Here is an 18,475-nt window from a genome sequence, read left to right on the forward strand (position 1 = left end):
ACCTTCGAAGCGCTTTTCAAATCCGTTGCACAAACATGCGACCTCTTCCCACCAGACGAGTGCCGAAATCTCTTCAAGGCTGCCGGGTATGTTGCAGATTAAATGGACGGTGCTCTAAGCCGAGATGAAGCAGGCTGGCAGGCCGTATCGTTGACGCAAAGGTGGAGCTATCGGGGGCGTCAGCTTTCTGTGGCTTCTGCTTTCGTCCAGGCGTCTTTTAGGCGGTTCAGGCTTTGACCTGTCCAGACATCCCTCAGATTGTAGAATTCCGGGACGGCAGGCGCATCCTCGGGCAGGCGCATCCATTTCGGTTTGGAGCGGGTGAAGATATGGATATCCGGGCGATAGCGGTCCGGCGCATCTGTAGTTCCGGCCTTGATGAAGCGGACATAAGAACCCATACCGTTATAGACGCTCCAGAGCGTAGTATTGCAGGTCGGGCAGGAGCTGATGATCTGGCCGTTGCCGCTACCGCTGTCCAGCGTGACCTCCGCCACCTTTCCCTGCAGAAGACGCACCCGATCCGCTTCATAAAGCAGGTCCACCGCCATCACGGAGCCGGTTTCGCGCTGACAATTTCGGCAATAGCAGGCATGCACGATCAGCGGATTGCCTTTCAGGCGGTATCGCGCCGCGCCGCATCTGCATCCGCCATCCATCAGCCTGACCCTTTCAGACGCTCCACTTCAGCTATGAAAGCCTCACCGCGTTTTTCAAAATCAGCATATTGATCAAAGCTGGCGGCGGCGGGCGACAGCAGCACGGCATCGCCGGATTGAGCCTCTGCTGCGGCCAGTTCAACCGCCTGGTCCATCGTCTCGGCGATGACATGCGGTGTATCACCAAGGGTTGCGGCGAACACCTCGGCCGCTTCGCCGATCAAGTAGGCTTTGGCAACGCGGTCAAACAAAGGCTTCAGCAGGGTGATTCCGCCCTCTTTGGCGCGGCCGCCCAAAATCCAGCGCACATTCTGGAACGCATTTAGCGCCTGCTGCGCGGCCTCTGCATTGGTCGCCTTGGAATCGTTGACGTATCGCACGCCGTTGACCTCGCCCAGCAGCTGGCAGCGATGCGGCAGGCCGGGATAGCTTGCCAGGGCAGTCTCAATGGCTTTGGGCGCAAAGCCAAGACTGCGCAGCGCGGCATAGGCGGCGCAGGCATTTTGGTGATTGTGAACGCCGGGCAGCGTTGCCATCTCCCGCAGGTCGATCGAGGCAACTTGGTGGTCGCGCCGCCATTCGGCCAGAAACCCCTTGCGGGCAAAAACGGTCCAGCCGCCGGACAATTTCTGGCCGGCGGAAACGCGAATGACCGGATCGCCGTCAGCGGCGGCCTCGCGCATCTGGGCGGCCAGATAGCGGCCCTCGGGCTCATCGACACCAATAATGGCGCGGTCTGGCCCGCCCTCGGCAAACAGGCGGCGCTTGGCATAGAAATAGCCGCCCATGCCACCATGGCGATCCAGATGATCCGGTGTCAGATTGGTGAAAATTGCGATATCCGGGGACAGTGCGCGGGCGATCTCGGTCTGGTAGGAGGACAGCTCCAGCACCACGACCTCACCCTCCTGCGGCGGATCAATATCAAGAACCCCGCGCCCGATATTGCCCGCCATCTGCGTTGGTCTGCCAAGTTCCTTGAGGCAATGATTCAAAAGGGCCGTTACGGTGGATTTGCCATTGGATCCCGTGATGGCAATCACCTGCGGAACGGTGTCCATCTCGGCCCAGTCTTCGGTTGCCCAGGACCGGAAGAAAAGACCGATATCGTTGTCCAGTACCGCACCATGCTTCCAGGCCATCTCGACAATGGAATGCGGCGCGGGATAGAGCGCGGGGATGCCCGGCGACAGGATCAGGGCTTTGACCCCGTCCCATGTGTCATCCCGGCGCAGATTGCCGACGGTGAACCCTGCGGCCTCGGCCCGTTCTCGTGCCACTTCGTTGTCGTCCCAGCAGACCACATCCGCCCCGCCTTCGCGCAACGCCTTCGCTGCGGCCAGGCCTGAGCGGCCCAACCCCATTACAGCCACCTTGTGACCATCATATCCCCGAACTCTGATCATGTTCGCGGTTCTAAAGGGTTTCTGAGCCGCGGTCAGCAGGGAATTTTATCGAGGCGCTTCAGACGCCGGGCGCAATCACGTGCATGAAGGAGCCTGCAACCGTGCCGCGGCGCAATCCGGCCTCGGGCCGGTCTGTGCCATCTGCGTCCGTGACGGCAAACAAGCGGTCTGCAGTCGCTTCGGCGCGAATGGTGGCATAGTGGAATTCATGCCCTGTCAGTGGCGTTTCCCAGGGGCCGCCCAGTGGGGTCAGGCGGCGGTAGCCAAGGCTGAGCTTTCTGTCGGCAAAGCTTGTCTCGACGGGCAACAGACCCAGCATTGGATGGGTGTGGCCATCGGCATCGGTTATTGTTTCTCCCAGCACCATGTAGCCGCCGCATTCACCATAGATGGTTTTGCCCGCGTTTGCTGCGGCCTGCATCCCGTTGCGAAATTGGTAGGCGTTGGCAATGCCGGTGGCATGCAGTTCAGGATATCCACCGGGCAGAAAGATAGCGTCGGCATCAGGATCAGGTGCCTGATCCGCCAGCGGAGTGAACACGTGCAGGCTGGCCCCTTGTGCCTGCCAGTCATCCAGCAGATGCGGATAGGCAAAGGTGAAGGCCTGGTCTTGTGCAATGGCGATACGATTGCCCAATGGCGGCAGGCGGTTGGGTGCCCCGGCGGCAGGCAAAGGGGTGGCGCATGCCAGCAGTGCATCAAGGTCGATATCCTGGGTGGCGATCTCGGCCGCGGTGTTCAGAAACGCCTCGATCTTAGGCGTTTCGATGGCCTGCACCAGCCCCAGATGCCGCTCTGGCAGGGAAAGTGCAGGGCTACGGCGTATGGCCCCAAGCAGCGGGATACCGGCACGGTTCAGGACGGCCGCTGCCATATCGCGATGCCGGGGCGAGGCGACCCGGTTCAGAATCACACCGGCGAGGGTCAGGTCTGGGCGCGCGGCCTTCAGGCCAAGCGCGGGCAGGGCGACGGATTGAGCCTGTTTGGCCGCGTCAATGATCAGCACCACCGGCGCGTTCAGCGTCGCGGCCAGATCCGCCGCAGAACCGGCACCGGCGCATCCAGCCCCATCCAGCACACCCATTGCGGCCTCAACCACCAGCAATTCGCCGCCCGTTTGCGCCCGGCGGCGGATATCGCCAGGTGGCATTGCCCAGGCGTCCAGATTGAAGGACGGCCGCCCACAGGCAGCGGCATGAAAAGCGGGATCAATATAGTCTGGGCCGCTTTTTGCAGCCCTGACATCTATGCTGCGCTGTCTCAGCGCTCGCAGAATCGCAAGGGTCAATGTGGTCTTGCCCGCGCCCGATGTCGGGGCCGCCAGCATCAGGGCGGCGGTCATCAGGCGGAGCTGCCCTGCAGGTGGGCGGCCAGCACTTTCGCCTGATCCAGCGAAACGACTGGCCCGACGCAAACGATGGCGGGCGGCTCCACCCCTTCTGCCGCGACATCTGCGGCGGCTCTCCCAAGCGTGGTGCGCAGCACCCGCATATCGGGCAGTGTGGCGTTGGAAACCACGGCAACTGGCTCTGCCGCGTCACGCCCGCCAGCGATCAGCGAAGCTGCAATTTGGTCCAGATTCTTGATCGCCATATACATCACGATCACCTGAGCAGAGCGCGCCATGCCGACCCAGTCGATGGCCGATGGGGCCAGGCCGGTCTGGTCATGGCCAGTCAGAAAAGTCACCGATTGATTGACCTCGCGATGGGTCACCGGGATGCCCGCATAGGCCAGCCCGCCGACACCTGCGGTGATGCCGGGTGTCACCCGCACCGGAATGCCAGCGGCGATCAGGGTTTGGGCCTCTTCCCCGCCGCGCCCAAAGACGAACGGATCCCCGCCTTTCAGGCGCAGGACGCGTTTGCCGGACTGTGCCAGATCAATCAGCCGCAGCGAGATATCGCGCTGCTTGGGCGAGGGCTTGCCGCCGCGTTTGCCAGCATATTCAGCAACAGCCCCCGGACGCCGCCAATCCAGCATCCGGGTATCGACCAGCGCGTCATAGATGATCACATCGGCCTGCCGGATCGCATTCAGCCCATGCAGTGTTATCAGCCCCGGATCGCCGGGTCCCGCACCCACCAGCCAGACCATCCCAGCCGGGAAATCCGGCAGGTCATGGGTCGGCAAAGAAAAGGGCTGTTCGTTCATGCGGCCTTTTTACCCCGCTTCGATCCGCTTGGCGAGCGGAACTCGCGCGGCAATTCGCCATGGCACCAATGCCGTAACCAGCTTAATCTGCACTTCTATGAGCCGCAAACCTGCCTCTGATCTGCGCACCGGGTTTACCACCGGGGCCTGTGCCACCGCCGCCGCCAAGGCTGCGGCGACGGCGCTGTTGGGGGGCGGGTTTCCCAATCCGGTGCAGATAACGCTGCCACGCGGGCAAACGCCAGAGTTTCCCTTGGCTGAGGTTGATCAGGGGGATGGCTGGACGCGTGTCTCGGTTCAGAAGGATGCTGGCGATGATCCGGATGTGACGCATGGCGCGCTGATCGTGGCCACGGTGCGCCGCGGTGGGCCGGGTGTGCGGTTTCTGGCGGGCGAGGGGGTCGGCACGGTCACCCGCCCCGGTCTGCCGATCCCGCCTGGGGAACCGTCGATCAACCCGGTGCCGCGACAGATGATCACTCAGGCGCTGGAGGAGGTGGCCGCAAAGGCCGGGGTGCAATGCGGGTTTGAGGTGGAACTCTCAGTTCCCGGCGGCGAAGCGTTGGCTAAGAGGACCTGGAACCCGAGACTGGGGATCGAAGGTGGGATTTCCATTCTGGGAACAACGGGGATTGTACGCCCGTTTTCCTGTGCGGCCTGGATCGCCTCGATCCATCGCGGCATTGATGTGGCGCGGGCTGGCGGCCTGCGCCATGTGGTTGGCGCAACGGGCGCGACCTCGGAAAAGGTGGCGCAGGCGCGGTTCGGGCTGCCGGATCATGCGATGCTGGATATGGGAGATTTTGCGGGCGGGATGCTGAAATATCTGGCGAAACATCCGGTGGAGCGTCTGACCATCGCGGGTGGCTTTGGCAAGATGACCAAACTGGCGCAAGGGGCGCTGGATTTGCATTCATCGCGGTCGCAGGTGGATTTCGCAGCCTTGGCCGTGATGGCTGAGGATACGGCGATTGCGCAGGCGAACACAGCCGCACATGCCCTTGAAATCGCAGGCCGATCACTGGCGGCTGATGTTGCCCGGGCGGCACAGCAAATAGCATGTCGCGCCCTCGGCTCGGCCCCGATTGAGGTCGATACGCTGATCATAGACCGCGCCGGAACCATCATTGCGGAAGCCGGCCCATGAAAATTCTGGTTCTTGCCGGCACAGGAGAGGCCCGCAAGCTTTGCGCGCTGCTGGCCGATCTGCCCGAGGTTGAGGTTCTGGCTTCCTTGGCCGGTGCAACAGCGCGGCCTGAGGATTATGCCGTACCGGTTCGCATTGGTGGGTTTGGCGGGGCAGAGGGGTTGGCTTGGTTTCTGGCAGATCATGATTTTGATATGCTGATTGACGCGACGCATCCCTTCGCAGTGAATATCTCACAAAACGCAATCGCGGCTGTGCATCGCCACCCGGTCTATTTCACAATACTGCGCCGCCCTGCCTGGCCTGCTGATCCGGCCTGGCAGCAGTTTGAAAACCCGTCTTCGGCGATTGCGGCGTTGCCGGATAACGCGACAGCTTTTCTGGCCTTCGGGGCGCAGTCTGCCGGGTTGCTAAGCTCTTTCCCGGACAAGCATCTCTATCTGCGGGTGGTCGATCCGCCAGCCAAGCCCTTTCCCAACCTGGAAGGGGGCTTTGTCCTTGGCAAGGCAATGTCAGGGCCCGCAGCAGAGGAAGACCTTTTCACGCAACTGGGGATCACCCATCTGGTTTGCCGGAATTCTGGCGGACAGGGCGGCCGGGCAAAACTGACCGCCGCGCAGCGCTTGGGGACTACGGTTCATATGGTGGTCCGCCCGCCGGAACCGGTCCTGCGCCTTGACCGCACCATAGACCTCCATGACCAGCCGCAGGGCGTGCTGGAGGGGGTCCGCCGCATTCTGGCCAATCACATCGCCTGATCGCTTCTTGCTTGACCGGCTTGCCCTTGCCTGTCATCAACGCTGTCGAGGTTCCCCGCATCGGTCTGACCGGTGCATGGATGAAAAGGGAACAGGACAGGTCGAGACCCAATTCGGGGCGATCTGGTCTGGCCGCCCCCGCGACTGTCAGCGGTGAGCAGGCGTCCATCAAGGCCACTGGTCCCAAAGGGATCGGGAAGGCGGATGACCTGCAAAGACCCGTGAGCCAGGAGACCTGCCTCGTACATGAAACCCATCGACCGCCGTCGGGTGTGACGGCGAAGGAGACATATAATGCATATTGAACCCGGTATCGTTTCCGGCGCTAAAATCGTACTCAGCTATGCGACAGCTGCGGGTGCAGGCGCCTATCTTGCCAAACAAACCTGGGACACCCTGAAAGCCAGCGGCCCGCTTGCGCTACTTGCGCGCAGCGTCGCGACTACGGCGCTGGTCTTCACCTTTTTTGAGATCCTGCCGCATTATGCGGTTGGCGTCTCGGAGGTGCATTTCATCCTTGGATCGACCCTGTTCTTGTTGTTCGGCGGAGCCGCAGCCGCCATTGGTCTGGCGTTGGGATTGCTGGCCCAGGGGGTGTTCTTTGCGCCGTTTGATCTGCCGCAGTATTTCATGAATGTGACCACGTTGCTTGTGCCGCTATTCGCGGTCGAGGCACTGGCCCGCCGGATCATTGCGCCGCAGACGACCTATGTCGACCTGAGCTATCGGCAGGCACTGGCGCTGTCGACGGCTTATCAGGGCGGCGTTGTCCTTTGGGTGGCGTTCTGGGCGCTGTATGGCGCGGGACTTGGGGCGGAAAACCTGTCCTCGGTCCTGGCATTTGGCGGTGCCTATATGCTGGTGGTGCTGATCGAGCCGATCGCCGACTTGGCCGTTCTGGCCGGGGCAAAGGCGCTGCGTGACCTGTCCGATAACGGGCTGTTCACGGCACGCCTGCACCACCCATCCTGAACCCTTTCTAGCAAGGTTTCAAAGGCGGCCTCAGCGGGGCCGCCATACGTCATTTATATTCGGGAGGGCAGAAAATGGCTGCCAAGATACCTGCAACTGTGGTGACCGGCTTTCTGGGCGCGGGAAAGACTACTTTGATCCGTCACCTACTGGCCAATGCCGGGGGCAAGCGCATTGCTCTGATCATCAACGAGTTTGGCGATCTGGGCGTTGACGGTGAAATTCTGAAAGGCTGCGGCGTCGAGGGATGCGCTGATGACGATGTGGTAGAGCTTTCGAATGGCTGTATCTGCTGCACCGTCGCAGAGGATTTCATTCCTACCATGAAGATGCTGGTGGACCGCGACGAGGTCCCCGATCATATCGTCATCGAAACCTCGGGTCTGGCGTTGCCGCAACCGCTGGTCCGGGCGTTTAACTGGCCCGATATCCGCAACCGGGTGACTGTCGACGGTGTCGTGACCGTTGTCGACGGGCCGGCCGTTGCTGCGGGACAATTTGCCGGTAACACGGCAGCTGTCGATGCGCAGAGAGCGGCGATGGACGGTGTGGATCATGACACGCCCTTGTCAGAGCTGTTTGAGGATCAGATGGCTTGTGCCGATATGGTGGTTGTCAACAAGTCCGATCTGCTGAACGGCGGGACGGACAGCTTGATGGGCAGCTTGCAGGGGCGGGTTCGTGAAGGTGTGCAGGTGCTGAGCGCGTCGCATGGCGTGGTCGATCCTTTGGTCCTGTTGGGGATGGGTATCGGGGCAGAGGATGACCTGTCCGCCCGCCATGAAATTCATCACCATCACCACGATGATGAGGATGACCATCACCATCACCATGGTCATGATGAGTTTGAAAGCTTCGTCGTTGATTTGCCAGAAGTTTCAGACAGTGCTGCCCTTCTGGAGCGGATCGGAACCACGATCCGGGACCACGGTATTTTAAGGCTGAAGGGGTTTGTTGCGGTTGAAGGAAAGCCGATGCGGCTGGTCATTCAGGCGGTGGGGCCGCGGATCGACAGTCATTTCGACCGGGCGTTTGGGGCGGATGAACAGCGTTTGACGCGGCTGGTTGTGATTGGTCAGCACGGGCTGGATCAGGGCGCTATTCAGGTGGCCCTTGGCGGCTGAATGCGGATGTCTGGTGCCTCCGGCGGGGATATTTGCAGAACAATGAAGGGGCCATGATGCACCTTTTGGCGGCGGCACCGGGGGCGATCTCGGACGGGTCTGAACCGGTTGATCCAGGGCAGAGCCCGGCGGATGTGATTTTTATTTCGGCAGCCGATACGGAACTGGCGGCCTTGTCCGAGGCGCGGGGTGAGATGGACGCGCCGCCGAGGCTGCGGCTGGCCAGTTTGGGGTGGCTGGGGCATCCGTTTTCGGTTGATCTTTATCTGGACAATACTGCGACCAGGGCCAAGCTGGTGATCGTTCGATTGCTCGGCGGGCAGGCTTATTGGCCCTATGGTGTGGAGCAGTTCGCGATCCGGTTGGGGGAGGCCGGGGTGAAACTGGCGCTGTTGCCGGGGGATGACAAGCCGGACGCAGAGTTGTTGGCCTTGTCGACTGTCGTGGCAGAGGATTGGCATGCGCTGCATGCCTATTGTGTCGAAGGTGGGCCTGAAAATGCTGCAAATCTTTTGCGGTTTGCCCGCGCTTTGATTGGGGAGGGTCTGCGCCCGGAACCGGCCCGGCCTTTGCTGCGGGCGGGGTATTACTGGCCCGGGCAAGGGGGGGGCGATGCTGCTGCGGTAACGGCGGACTGGCAACCCGGCGCGCCGGTTGCCGCCATCGTCTTTTATCGTGCGTTGTTGCAAGGGGCCGGTTTGCATCCGGTCAACCGGCTGGTGAGAGCCTGTTTGCGCAAGGGATTGAATGTGCTCCCGGTGTTCGTGGCCTCTCTGAAGGACCCGGTTTCGGCGGCCACCCTGACGGGGGTATTTGCAGCGCATCCGCCTGATGTTGTGTTGAATGCGACCTCTTTTGCGGTGTCTTCTCCTGATCCGGCGGCTTGGGGGGGCAAGCGGCCCGCGACTGTTTTGGACGCCCCCGGCGCACCGGTGTTGCAGGTGATCCTGTCAGGTGGCAACGAGGCGGATTGGGAGGATAGTGCCGCAGGGCTGACCGCGCGCGACATCGCGATGAATGTGGCCTTGCCGGAGGTAGACGGACGGGCTCTGAGCCGCGCGGTTTCCTTCAAGGCAGAGGCGTATTGGGATGAGGCGACGGAGTGTTCCATTGCCACCTATCGTGCGCGCGGTGACCGCGTGGCCTTTGTTGCTGAACTGGCGGCGAACTGGGCAGGGCTGAGAGCAAAACCAGCTGCAGAGAAAAAGGTCGCCCTGATCCTTGCTAACTATCCAAACAAGGACGGGCGTCTGGCCAATGGCGTTGGGCTGGATACTCCGGCGGCGACAGTCGGTGTGCTGCAGGCGCTGGCCGATGCCGGGTATTTGGTTGCCGGTGCGCCTGATGGCAGTGACACCTTGATGCAGGCTGTTCTGGCCGGTCCGACCAATTGGCTGACTGACCGGGCCGCGCGGACTGGGGGTGTTGCGTTAAGCTTGGCTGACTACGAAACGGCCTATGGTGCTTTGCCCTGGGAGGTGCGCCGCCAGATCGAAGAGCGGTGGGGCAAACCTCAGGATGATCCGTTTGTTGATGCCGAGCGCGGTTTTGTCCTGTCAGTGCTGGAGTTCGGCAATGTGGTTGTCGGTGTCCAGCCCGCGCGCGGGTATAATATTGACCCCGAGGACACCTATCACGCCCCTGATCTGGTGCCGCCACATAATTATCTGGCCTTCTATTTCTGGCTTCGGCGCAGTTTTGCGGCTGATGCGATGGTGCATATGGGCAAGCATGGCAATCTGGAGTGGCTGCCAGGCAAATCGGTCGCTTTGTCGGATGAGTGTTTTCCTGAGGTGGTTTTTGGGCCAACGCCGCATCTTTACCCCTTTATCGTCAACGATCCGGGCGAAGGCACGCAGGCCAAGCGGCGCGCGCAGGCTGTCATCATTGATCATCTGACGCCGCCGCTGACCAGGGCTGAAACCTATGGTGCGCTGCGCGAGTTAGAGGCGCTGGTGGATGAATACTATGAGGCCGCAGGCGTTGACCCGCGCCGCATTGAGTATTTGCGTAAGGAAATTCTGGCGATGGTTTCCGCAACCGGTCTGGACGAGGATGCCGGGATCGGGGATGCGGAGGATGCAGACAGCCGGTTAGCAAAGCTTGATGCCTATCTGTGCGAGCTGAAAGAGGCGCAGATCCGCGATGGCTTGCATATCTTCGGTCTGGCACCAGGGGGGGATCAGCTGCGCGATCTTTTGATTGCGCTTACCCGTGTGCCGCGCGGCGATGGGACGGGCGCGGATGCCTCTCTGATCCGGGCCTTGGCGGAGGATCTGGGTTTGGGCTTTGATCCGCTGACCTGCGATATGGCAGAGGCGTGGCAGGGCGCACGGCCAGAGGTGCTGCGTATCAGCGATGATCCATGGCGCAGTTGTGGCGATACAGTGGAACGGCTGGAACTGTTGACCCAGCGGCTGGTGGACAGGGGGGATGCGCCAGGTCCGGCGTCTGCTGCGGTTCTGGATTATGTCCGCCGAACTCTTCGTCCGGTTGTTGAGGGGTGCGGGGCCTCGGAACTCGCGGGGCTTTTGTCGGGTTTGGAAGGTCGCTTCGTTGACCCGGGGCCGTCGGGTGCGCCGACACGGGGGCGGTTGGATGTGCTGCCGACCGGGCGGAACTTTTTCTCAGTCGATAGCCGTGCGGTGCCGACCCGCGCCGCATGGGACCTGGGGTGGAAATCTGCTGTGATGCTGATCGAACGCCATTTGCAGGACCATGGCGATTGGCCCCGGACCATTGCGATGACCGCCTGGGGCACGGCGAATATGCGCACAGGCGGTGACGACATTGCGCAGGCGCTAGCACTAATGGGTGTGCGGCCTGTCTGGGATGAGATGGCACGGCGAGTGACCGGGTTCGAGATTATTCCGCTGACGGCCCTTGGGCGACCGCGGGTTGATGTGACCTTGCGTGTTTCGGGCTTTTTCCGCGATGCGTTTCCGGCGCAGATGGACCTTGTGGCCAGCGCCGCCAAAGCGATGATGGAACTGGATGAGCCAGAGGCGGACAACCCCGCTGCTGCGCGTTATCGTGCCGAACTGGCCGAAAAGGGAGAGGCGGCGTCTTACCGCGTTTTCGGGTCAAAGCCGGGGGCCTATGGTGCGGGTCTGCAGGCGCTGATTGATGAGCGGTTGTGGGAACGCCGGGGTGATCTGGCCGATGCCTACCTGACCTGGGGATCTTATGCCTATGGTGCCGGGAATGACGGACAGGCGGCGCGCGCTGCGTTGGAGACCCGGTTGTCGCAGACCGAGGCGGTGATCCAAAATCAGGACAACCGCGAGCATGATCTGTTGGACAGCGACGATTACTATCAGTTTGAGGGCGGATTGGCGGCCACCATCGAGACGCTGAAGGGGGAGGCACCGGTCAGCTATCACCCGGATCATTCCCGCCCCGAACGCCCCGTGATCCGCACGCTGGAGGAAGAGATCGCCCGCGTCGTCCGGTCCCGTGTGGTCAATCCAAAATGGATCGAAGGCGTGAAACGCCACGGTTACAAAGGGGCATTCGAGATGGCCGCGACGGTGGACTACCTTTTTGCCTTCTCGGCCACCACCCGTAGTGTGAAGGGCCATCATTTTGACCTGGTGCATCAGGCCTATCTGGAAGATGAGGAGACACGGGCGTTCATTGCAGAGCACAACCCGGCTGCCTTGCGTGAGATTGCAGATCGGCTGGCCGAGGCGATTGACAGGGGCATGTGGGTGCCGCAGCTGAACTCTGCCAAGGCGCTTATCGAGCAATTGCGTACTTAGGGGCCTGGGCATGCGGCCTCGACTTGCAACCTGTGCCGAACCACCCAAAGATGACGTGTGAAACTAAGGGGGATGAAATGACCGATGATACTGAACGCCACAACGCCAAGATGGCCAAGAAAAAGGCCGCACGCGATAAGATCATGGCGACCAAGATCGAGGAAAAAGGTCTGATCATTGTTCACACGGGCAAGGGGAAAGGGAAATCCTCGGCCGCGTTTGGCATGATTTTTCGCTGTATCGCGCATGGGTTTCCGACCGCTGTCGTGCAGTTCATCAAGGGCGGCATGTCGACGGGCGAGCGCGAGCTGATCACGGGGCGTTTTTCGGATCTGTGCCAGTTCCACACGATGGGGGAAGGGTTTACCTGGGAGACGCAGGACAAATCCCGCGATATCGAAATGGCGCAAGCCGCCTGGGCGAAAGCCAAGGAGCTGATCCTTGATGACAGCCATCGCATGGTGCTGCTTGACGAGATCAATATCGCGCTGCGCTATGACTATTTGGATATCGCTGAGGTTGTGGAGTTCTTGCAGACCCAAAAGCCGCCGATGACCCATGTTGTGCTGACCGGGCGCAATGCAAAGGAAGAGTTGATCGACGTTGCTGATCTGGTGACGGAGATGGAGTTGATCAAGCATCCCTTCCGCTCTGGCGTGAAGGCGCAGGCGGGGGTGGAGTTTTGAGATGATGCGGCTGGGAGGCCTTTAAGTGCCTGTAAGACCTCACTCCAAAGCGCTCATGATCCAGGGCACCGGCTCTAATGCGGGCAAGTCGATGATTGTCGCGGGGCTGTGTCGGGTGGCGCGGCGGCGGGGGCTGTCGGTGGCGCCATTCAAGCCGCAGAATATGTCGAATAATGCCGCCGTGACGGCTGATGGCGGGGAAATCGGGCGGGCGCAGGCCTTGCAGGCGCGGGCTTGCGGGCTGGAGCCGCATACGGATATAAACCCGGTTCTGCTGAAGCCTGAAAGCGAGCTTGGGGCGCAGGTTGTTGTGCAGGGCAAGCGCGTGGCGACCGTAGCCGCCCGCGACTATGGTGGGTTGAAACCCACCCTACAGGCACCGGTTCAGGAAAGTTTCGCCCGATTGAAAGCTGCGCATGATCTGGTGATCGTTGAAGGCGCGGGCAGCCCGGCGGAGGTCAATCTGCGGGCCGGTGATATCGCCAATATGGGATTTGCTGCCGCTTCGGGAACGCCCGTTGTGTTGGTGGGGGACATTGACCGGGGCGGCGTCATCGCCCAGCTGGTGGGGACGCAGGCGGTGTTGGCATCTGAGGATGCGGCGCTGGTCAAAGGCTTTCTGATCAACAAGTTCCGGGGGGATGCGGCCTTGTTTCAGCCCGGGTATGACCTGATCGCGGGCCAGACCGGCTGGCCGGGCTTTGGAGTTCTGCCGTGGTTCGATCAGGCCGGGCGGTTGCCGGCGGAGGATGCGCTGGATCTGGACCGTGCCAGCGGTGGGGACGGGTTGCATATCGCTTGCCTGTGTCTGTCACGTATAGCGAATTTTGATGACCTTGACCCGTTGGCGCAGGAACCCGGTGTGCGGCTGACCATGGTTCGCGCCGGGCAGGCCATCCCAGGCGATTGCGATGTGGTGATCGTGCCGGGCAGTAAGTCGACGCGTGCTGAGCTCGATTTTGTCCGGGCACAGGGCTGGGACATTGACCTGATCGCGCATCACCGGCGCGGGGGGCATGTGCTGGGGATTTGTGGTGGTTATCAGATGTTGGGGCAGTTTGTGGCGGACCCGCAAGGTATCGAAGGCCCGCCAGGAGAGACAAGGGGTCTGGGGCTGCTGGATATCACGACAGTGATGCAGGCCGGAAAAACTCTGCAAGAGGTTTCGGGCATTGATCTGGCAACCGGGGCGCAGATCTCGGGGTATGAGATCCATATCGGGGCGACCAGCGGCCCGGATTGCGCGCGCCCCGTGACCCGGATCGGGGATCGGGTTGAGGGGGCGCAATCGGCGGATGCCCGTGTCAGTGGGACCTATCTGCATGGGCGGTTTGCCAGTGATGGGTTTCGGGCGGCTTGGCTGGAAGGGTTGGGCGCGCGCTCAACCCTCGATTTTGATCAGGGGGTGGAAGCGGCGCTCGATGCTTTGGCCGATCATATGGAGGCGCATCTGGACGTGAATGGTTTGCTTAATCTGGCGCGGTAAGGGCAAATTTCGCTTTTCTGTTTCCGGTTAAATGCAACGTTCTGTAAGGGCGGTTTCCAGTCTTTGCCACTCTGCCTCGGGCCCTGGCAGGCCGATGCGCAGCCATGTTTTGGAATAGGGAAAGCGGCGGGTCCAGATGTGATGCCGGGCGAGGGTGGCTTGAGCTGTTTCGGCATCATCGGCTTCGTACAATCGGAACAGGTCAGTTCCCCCGGTCAGGGGCCAGCCATTGGCCAGGGCCAGTTGATCAAGCCGGGTGGCGTCACTGGTTAGGCGCGCGCGCGTCGCCTCTGCCCAATGCACGTTCGCGAGGGCTTCTGCGCCGATGGCCAATGCAGGGCCTGAAACCGACCAGGGACCGGCCCGTTGCTGAAGGGCCGCGATGGTGGTCTCATCCGCCAGTACAAAGCCCAGCCGCAGGCCTGCCAGCCCGTAGAATTTGCCGAAAGAGCGCAGCACGATGAGGTTGGCGCTGGCCTCTGCCGCGAGCGAGAGGTCGGGGCAGAGATCGCCAAAGCTCTCATCAACGATCAGGGTGTTGCAATGGGCCGCCAGTGCCAGCAGGGCCTCGCGCTTCCATGCCCTGCCATCGGGATTGTTGGGATTGACCAGAACCGCGGTGCTGCCTTCAGGAATGGCCGAGATATCCGCAACTTCGACCACATCCCAGCCTGAAGCGGAGAAGCTGGCAGCGTGTTCGTTGTAGGTTGGCGTGACAACATGCACGATCCCGCACGGGCGTATCTGCGGCAAAAGCTGAATGGCAGCTTGCGCGCCAGCAACCGGCAGGATCGCGGCATCGGAGTGATAGGCTTGTCTTGCTGCGGCGCAGGCGGCGTCAAACAGCGCTTTGTCGGGCAAAGCCTGCCACAGATGTGGTGGAAGGTCGGGCAGCGGGTAGGGCAGGCGGTTGATGCCGGTGGACAGATCTATCCAGTCTTCCAAAGCACCGCCGTAATGCGCGCGCGCCCGGTCCAGATCGCCGCCATGATCCCGCATGTCTGCCCTCGTTTCAGATCAGCGTCAGACTAAACAGGATTGCAGCCGCCAGAACAAGCATACGGCGATAAAGCTTCAGCCCGTTTAGCATGGTGCGTGGCACGGGGTCAGGGGCGTCGCCGTTCAACCATGGCTCTTGCCCGGTGATGCCATCATAGCTGCGCGGGCCGGACAGGCGGCATCCAAGGGCTGCGGCCATCGCCGCCTCAGGCCAGCCGGCATTGGGAGACCGGTGGTGCCGTGCCTCGGCCATTGTGCGGCGCAGGACCGCTGACATGCGGCCCGAGACCAGCGCAAACAGCATTGCGGTCAGCCGCGCCGGGATCCAGTTGACCAGATCGTCGGTCCGCGCTGCGGCCCGGCCGAAATCACGATAGATGTCATTCAGATGCCCGATCATGCTGTCGGCGGTGTTGATGGCCTTGTAGGCGACAATCCCCGGCAGGCCGAGTATCGCGCCCCAAAACAAGGGCGCTATCACGCCATCTGACGTATTTTCGGCAAGGCTTTCTAAGGCAGCGCGGGCGACACCTGCCTCGTCCAGTTGTTCGGGGTCGCGCCCGACGATCCGGCCTACGGCAAGGCGGGCACCGGTTAGGTCGGCCTTTTGTAGGGGGCGGATGACATCGGTAACATGCTCGTGCAGGCCGCGTGCTGCGATCAGGGGGGCGGCAAGGATGCCGCATGTCAGGGCGTAGACCAGACCGGCGGGCAGCCACGCCACCAGCAGCAAAGACATCAGGACCGAAACACCCACCAGCACCAGGAGTGTACCCAAGCCAGTGAGTTGGCGGGCAAGGGCGCTGCCCCGGTTCAGGCGCTTATCCAGCCGGTTCAGCAGACTGCCCATCCAGGTAACCGGATGGCCAATCAGGTCGAACACCCAGACCGGCCATCCGACAGCAATGTCGATGGCGATGGCGATCAGCATTGCCTCAGCCATAGGCAAGGGTGCCTCCGAACGGAACAGAGTGGCGCCACGCGTCAGGAAGGTCCTGCAGATGTGCGGCAACCTTCAGAATGCCTGCATGAGTGACAGCAAGAACGCCGGTTTCCACGCGCAAAGTGTCAAGGACCGGCTGCGCCCTTTCGCGCATCTGGCGCACGCTTTCACCGCCATGGGGGCGGGCGTCGAGGAAATCCGCCGCCCATTCATCCAGCTCGGGGCGGGGGAGGTCGGACCATGCTTGACCTTCCCATGCGCCAAAATCCATCTCGATCAGAGCGGGATCAATGCTCAGGTCGACGTTGAATTTCAACGCGGTCCGCTCTGCCAGTTTTGCGCAGCGCTGTAGGGGGCTGCTGACAATGCGGCGGGGGGCCGTGGACAGCGACGCCAGTGCCGCATCTGCTTCGGCTTCGAAACTGGCGGCAAGGGCCAGATCGGTCCTGCCATAGCAGATGCCCTCGGCGATATCGGGCGTGGTATGCCGCATAAGGATCAACTGGCCCATGCCAACACCGCCAGGCCCAACCCGACCTCTGAGATTTGCTGCATCGCCCCAAGGCAATCCCCGGTATGCCCGCGCAGCCGACGAAAGCTCAACCGCGCCGCGCCATGTCCCAAAAGCAATCCGCCCAAGGCCAGCAGCCACACGGCGGATGGCAGGGCCAGAATTGTCACCAATACAGGGATCGCAGCCAGCCCCAGATCCGGCCATCTCCCGATCGTCATACCGCTGCCCGCCCCCTTAGCACGCAGGTAGGGAGAGGTTGCCATCACTGCCAGCATCGACCAGCGACTACCGGCATGGGCGGCGATCGCGGTGGTTACGGCCAGCATCGGACTATGCACCAGCAGTCCCACCAGAATGGCACTGCGCAACCCCAGACTGAGGATCAGCGCCAGAACACCATGGGTCCCGATGCGGCTATCGCGCATGATATTCAAGGCATGGTCGACATCGCGTCCCCCCAGCCCGTCCATCGTATCGGCAAGCCCATCTTCATGCAGACCACCGGTGATAAGGATACCGGCCAGCACGGCGATCAGGGCGGCAACTTGTGGCGGGAAGAGAAGGGCCGCCAGATAAAGCACTGCCCCAACCAGAACACCGATCCCAACGCCCACCAAGGGAAAATATAGCGGCGCGCGGGCCATCGCAGCCTCGGACCACGGGGCTGGCACCGGCAGGCGGGTCAGAAACTGCGCGGCAAGCGCCAGCGCGGGCAACTCGTCGCGCAGCTTACTCAAAGCGCCTCGCTGACCGCGGCGCTGTCGAAGCTGGCCATGGAGTTCAGCATCGCGATCGAGGCTTTGACCATCGGCCAGGCCAGCAACGCCCCGGTGCCCTCGCCCAGGCGCATATCCAGTTCCAGAAGTGGTTTTGCGCCCAGATGTCTCAGAACCGCGATATGCCCTGCTTCTGCCGACCGATGGGCAAAGATCAGCGCGGGGCGAATTTCGGCGTCGATACCAAGTGCGGCCAATGCTGCAACCGTAGCAATGAACCCGTCAACAATCACCGCCCGGCCTGCCTTGGCCGCACCAATCATCGCGCCTGCCATCACTGCGATTTCAAAACCACCATACTCGCAAAGCGCATCCCGTGCTGTCAGCACGCCAGTACGCTTTGCAGCCGTCTCCAGAACTTCAAGCTTGTGCGTCAGACCTTCATCGTCCAGACCTGTGCCGCGCCCGATCAGTTCATCCAGCGGCAGATGGGTGATCTTATGTGCCACCAGCGACGCGGACGAGGTGTTGCCGATGCCCATCTCGCCAAGACAGATGGCCTGAACATGACCACCGCGCCCCAACTCGGCGCCGTTTTCCAGTGCTTCATCCAGCGTGGCCGAAGACATTGCGGCCACCTTTGTGCTATTTCGGGTACCGTTCCCCAGCCGCATTGCGCGCAGGTTCGGATGGTCGAGCGCTGTTTTGATGCCCGCATCCACCACGCGCAATTCAACATCCATGGTATTTGCAAAGACATTTGCCGCAGCGCCGCCGCCAAGGAAATTCAGGACCATCTGGCCCGTCACCTCCTGCGGAAAGGCAGACACGCCTTCCTCAGCAATGCCATGATCGCCTGCGACAATGACCAGACGGCATTTTTCCATGACCGGTGTCAGGCTGCCCTGAAGCAAGCCGAGTTGCAGAGCCAGTTCTTCGATCCGACCCAAAGAGCCGACGGGCTTGGTCTTGCTGTCGATTTTTTCCTTCAGCGCGATTTCCAGTTCGGTTGTCACTGGTACACTCCACCAAATTCGATGATTCACCTGGCCACTGTCTAAGCAGCGGGGCAAGTTCGGCGCAAGGATGAAACCGACCGGGCACACATCGCTTTTGCCTGCGGTCTTGTCGGTGTCGCTAAAACCGGCCT

16 protein-coding genes and 1 riboswitch are annotated in these 18,475 nt (G+C 61.7%); of the genes, 7 read left to right on the forward strand and 9 right to left on the reverse strand.

Translation table 11 applies throughout. From position 1 onward, the window contains the following. Positions 1-179 precede the first annotated feature (179 nt). Genes ACW9UQ_RS11875 through cobA form a run of 4 tightly spaced genes read right to left on the reverse strand, consistent with a single transcriptional unit; the run spans position 180 to position 4,219 of the window. Positions 180-659: a GFA family protein gene (locus ACW9UQ_RS11875; RefSeq protein ID WP_458931234.1), complete on the reverse strand. Its 480-nt coding sequence runs from the start codon at positions 657-659 to the stop codon at positions 180-182. Next, a complete protein-coding gene (murD, locus tag ACW9UQ_RS11880) occupies positions 659-2,065 on the reverse strand; it encodes a UDP-N-acetylmuramoyl-L-alanine--D-glutamate ligase (RefSeq protein WP_458931235.1) in 1,407 nt (468 codons plus the stop codon). Before murD ends, ACW9UQ_RS11875 begins: the two co-directional genes overlap by 1 nt. A 58-nt stretch (positions 2,066-2,123) precedes the next feature. Next, positions 2,124-3,407, reverse strand: coding sequence for a cobyrinate a,c-diamide synthase (locus ACW9UQ_RS11885; RefSeq protein ID WP_458931236.1), 1,284 nt, complete (start codon positions 3,405-3,407; stop codon positions 2,124-2,126). Then, on the reverse strand, positions 3,407-4,219 hold the full coding sequence (cobA, locus tag ACW9UQ_RS11890; protein ID WP_458931237.1) for a uroporphyrinogen-III C-methyltransferase: 813 nt from the start codon (positions 4,217-4,219) through the stop codon (positions 3,407-3,409). Before cobA ends, ACW9UQ_RS11885 begins: the two co-directional genes overlap by 1 nt. A 97-nt stretch (positions 4,220-4,316) precedes the next feature. Between cobA and ACW9UQ_RS11895 the strand changes: the two genes are divergently transcribed. The 7 genes from ACW9UQ_RS11895 (at position 4,317) to ACW9UQ_RS11925 (ending at position 14,153) form a co-directional block, all read left to right on the forward strand. Further along, positions 4,317-5,366 carry a cobalt-precorrin-5B (C(1))-methyltransferase gene (locus ACW9UQ_RS11895; protein ID WP_458931238.1) on the forward strand — a complete coding sequence of 350 codons (1,050 nt, stop codon included), beginning with the start codon at positions 4,317-4,319 and terminating at the stop codon, positions 5,364-5,366. After that, complete coding sequence (locus ACW9UQ_RS11900; protein ID WP_458931239.1) at positions 5,363-6,124, forward strand: precorrin-6A/cobalt-precorrin-6A reductase; 762 nt, start codon at positions 5,363-5,365, stop codon at positions 6,122-6,124. The genes ACW9UQ_RS11895 and ACW9UQ_RS11900 overlap by 4 nt, the downstream gene beginning before the upstream one ends. A gap of 31 nt (positions 6,125-6,155) precedes the next feature. Continuing rightward, positions 6,156-6,381: riboswitch (cobalamin riboswitch) on the forward strand. A gap of 37 nt (positions 6,382-6,418) precedes the next feature. After that, positions 6,419-7,096, forward strand: a complete 678-nt coding sequence (locus ACW9UQ_RS11905; RefSeq protein WP_458931240.1) for an energy-coupling factor ABC transporter permease — start codon at positions 6,419-6,421, stop codon at positions 7,094-7,096. Between the two features lie 74 nt (positions 7,097-7,170). Continuing rightward, complete coding sequence (gene cobW, locus ACW9UQ_RS11910) at positions 7,171-8,220, forward strand: cobalamin biosynthesis protein CobW (protein WP_458931241.1); 1,050 nt, start codon at positions 7,171-7,173, stop codon at positions 8,218-8,220. Between the two features lie 56 nt (positions 8,221-8,276). Continuing rightward, entirely contained in the window at positions 8,277-11,981 is a 3,705-nt protein-coding gene (gene cobN / locus ACW9UQ_RS11915) for a cobaltochelatase subunit CobN (protein ID WP_458931273.1), read from the forward strand. A gap of 77 nt (positions 11,982-12,058) precedes the next feature. Beyond that, a complete protein-coding gene (gene cobO, locus ACW9UQ_RS11920) occupies positions 12,059-12,667 on the forward strand; it encodes a cob(I)yrinic acid a,c-diamide adenosyltransferase (RefSeq protein ID WP_458931242.1) in 609 nt (202 codons plus the stop codon). A gap of 55 nt (positions 12,668-12,722) precedes the next feature. After that, positions 12,723-14,153 (forward strand): cobyric acid synthase, encoded by a 1,431-nt coding sequence (locus tag ACW9UQ_RS11925; RefSeq protein WP_458931274.1) that lies wholly within the window; start codon positions 12,723-12,725, stop codon positions 14,151-14,153. Between the two features lie 27 nt (positions 14,154-14,180). On the opposite strand, the gene cobD is transcribed toward ACW9UQ_RS11925, so the two are convergent. The 5 genes from cobD to cobT are packed head-to-tail and all read right to left on the reverse strand — an operon-like array spanning position 14,181 to position 18,341. After that, positions 14,181-15,152, reverse strand: a complete 972-nt coding sequence (gene cobD / locus ACW9UQ_RS11930) for a threonine-phosphate decarboxylase CobD (RefSeq protein WP_458931243.1) — start codon at positions 15,150-15,152, stop codon at positions 14,181-14,183. Between the two features lie 13 nt (positions 15,153-15,165). Continuing rightward, the gene (cbiB, locus tag ACW9UQ_RS11935; RefSeq protein WP_458931244.1) at positions 15,166-16,095 is read right to left on the reverse strand and encodes an adenosylcobinamide-phosphate synthase CbiB; all 930 of its coding nucleotides are present in this window, start codon (positions 16,093-16,095) and stop codon (positions 15,166-15,168) included. Next, entirely contained in the window at positions 16,088-16,606 is a 519-nt protein-coding gene (gene cobC / locus ACW9UQ_RS11940; RefSeq protein ID WP_458931245.1) for an alpha-ribazole phosphatase family protein, read from the reverse strand. Before cobC ends, cbiB begins: the two co-directional genes overlap by 8 nt. Further along, the gene (gene cobS, locus ACW9UQ_RS11945) at positions 16,594-17,346 is read right to left on the reverse strand and encodes an adenosylcobinamide-GDP ribazoletransferase (RefSeq protein WP_458931246.1); all 753 of its coding nucleotides are present in this window, start codon (positions 17,344-17,346) and stop codon (positions 16,594-16,596) included. Before cobS ends, cobC begins: the two co-directional genes overlap by 13 nt. Continuing rightward, on the reverse strand, positions 17,343-18,341 hold the full coding sequence (cobT, locus tag ACW9UQ_RS11950; protein WP_458931247.1) for a nicotinate-nucleotide--dimethylbenzimidazole phosphoribosyltransferase: 999 nt from the start codon (positions 18,339-18,341) through the stop codon (positions 17,343-17,345). Before cobT ends, cobS begins: the two co-directional genes overlap by 4 nt. Positions 18,342-18,475: the final 134 nt, after the last annotated feature.

Source organism: Halovulum sp. GXIMD14793, assembly GCF_054457435.1.

What these genes read in the sequence shown, in the direction of transcription:
- ACW9UQ_RS11925 (WP_458931274.1), top strand. Translation starts at nt 12,723, where the DNA reads ATGATCCAGGGCACCGGCTCTAATGCGGGCAAGTCGATGATTGTCGCG.
- ACW9UQ_RS11905 (WP_458931240.1), top strand. Translation starts at nt 6,419, where the DNA reads ATGCATATTGAACCCGGTATCGTTTCCGGCGCTAAAATCGTACTCAGC.
- ACW9UQ_RS11895 (WP_458931238.1), top strand. Translation starts at nt 4,317, where the DNA reads ATGAGCCGCAAACCTGCCTCTGATCTGCGCACCGGGTTTACCACCGGG.
- cbiB (WP_458931244.1), bottom strand. Translation starts at nt 16,095, where the DNA reads ATGGCTGAGGCAATGCTGATCGCCATCGCCATCGACATTGCTGTCGGA.
- cobO (WP_458931242.1), top strand. Translation starts at nt 12,059, where the DNA reads ATGACCGATGATACTGAACGCCACAACGCCAAGATGGCCAAGAAAAAG.
- cobN (WP_458931273.1), top strand. Translation starts at nt 8,277, where the DNA reads ATGCACCTTTTGGCGGCGGCACCGGGGGCGATCTCGGACGGGTCTGAA.
- cobC (WP_458931245.1), bottom strand. Translation starts at nt 16,606, where the DNA reads ATGGGCCAGTTGATCCTTATGCGGCATACCACGCCCGATATCGCCGAG.
- cobA (WP_458931237.1), bottom strand. Translation starts at nt 4,219, where the DNA reads ATGAACGAACAGCCCTTTTCTTTGCCGACCCATGACCTGCCGGATTTC.
- ACW9UQ_RS11885 (WP_458931236.1), bottom strand. Translation starts at nt 3,407, where the DNA reads ATGACCGCCGCCCTGATGCTGGCGGCCCCGACATCGGGCGCGGGCAAG.
- cobW (WP_458931241.1), top strand. Translation starts at nt 7,171, where the DNA reads ATGGCTGCCAAGATACCTGCAACTGTGGTGACCGGCTTTCTGGGCGCG.
- cobD (WP_458931243.1), bottom strand. Translation starts at nt 15,152, where the DNA reads ATGCGGGATCATGGCGGCGATCTGGACCGGGCGCGCGCGCATTACGGC.
- murD (WP_458931235.1), bottom strand. Translation starts at nt 2,065, where the DNA reads ATGATCAGAGTTCGGGGATATGATGGTCACAAGGTGGCTGTAATGGGG.
- ACW9UQ_RS11900 (WP_458931239.1), top strand. Translation starts at nt 5,363, where the DNA reads ATGAAAATTCTGGTTCTTGCCGGCACAGGAGAGGCCCGCAAGCTTTGC.
- ACW9UQ_RS11875 (WP_458931234.1), bottom strand. Translation starts at nt 659, where the DNA reads ATGGATGGCGGATGCAGATGCGGCGCGGCGCGATACCGCCTGAAAGGC.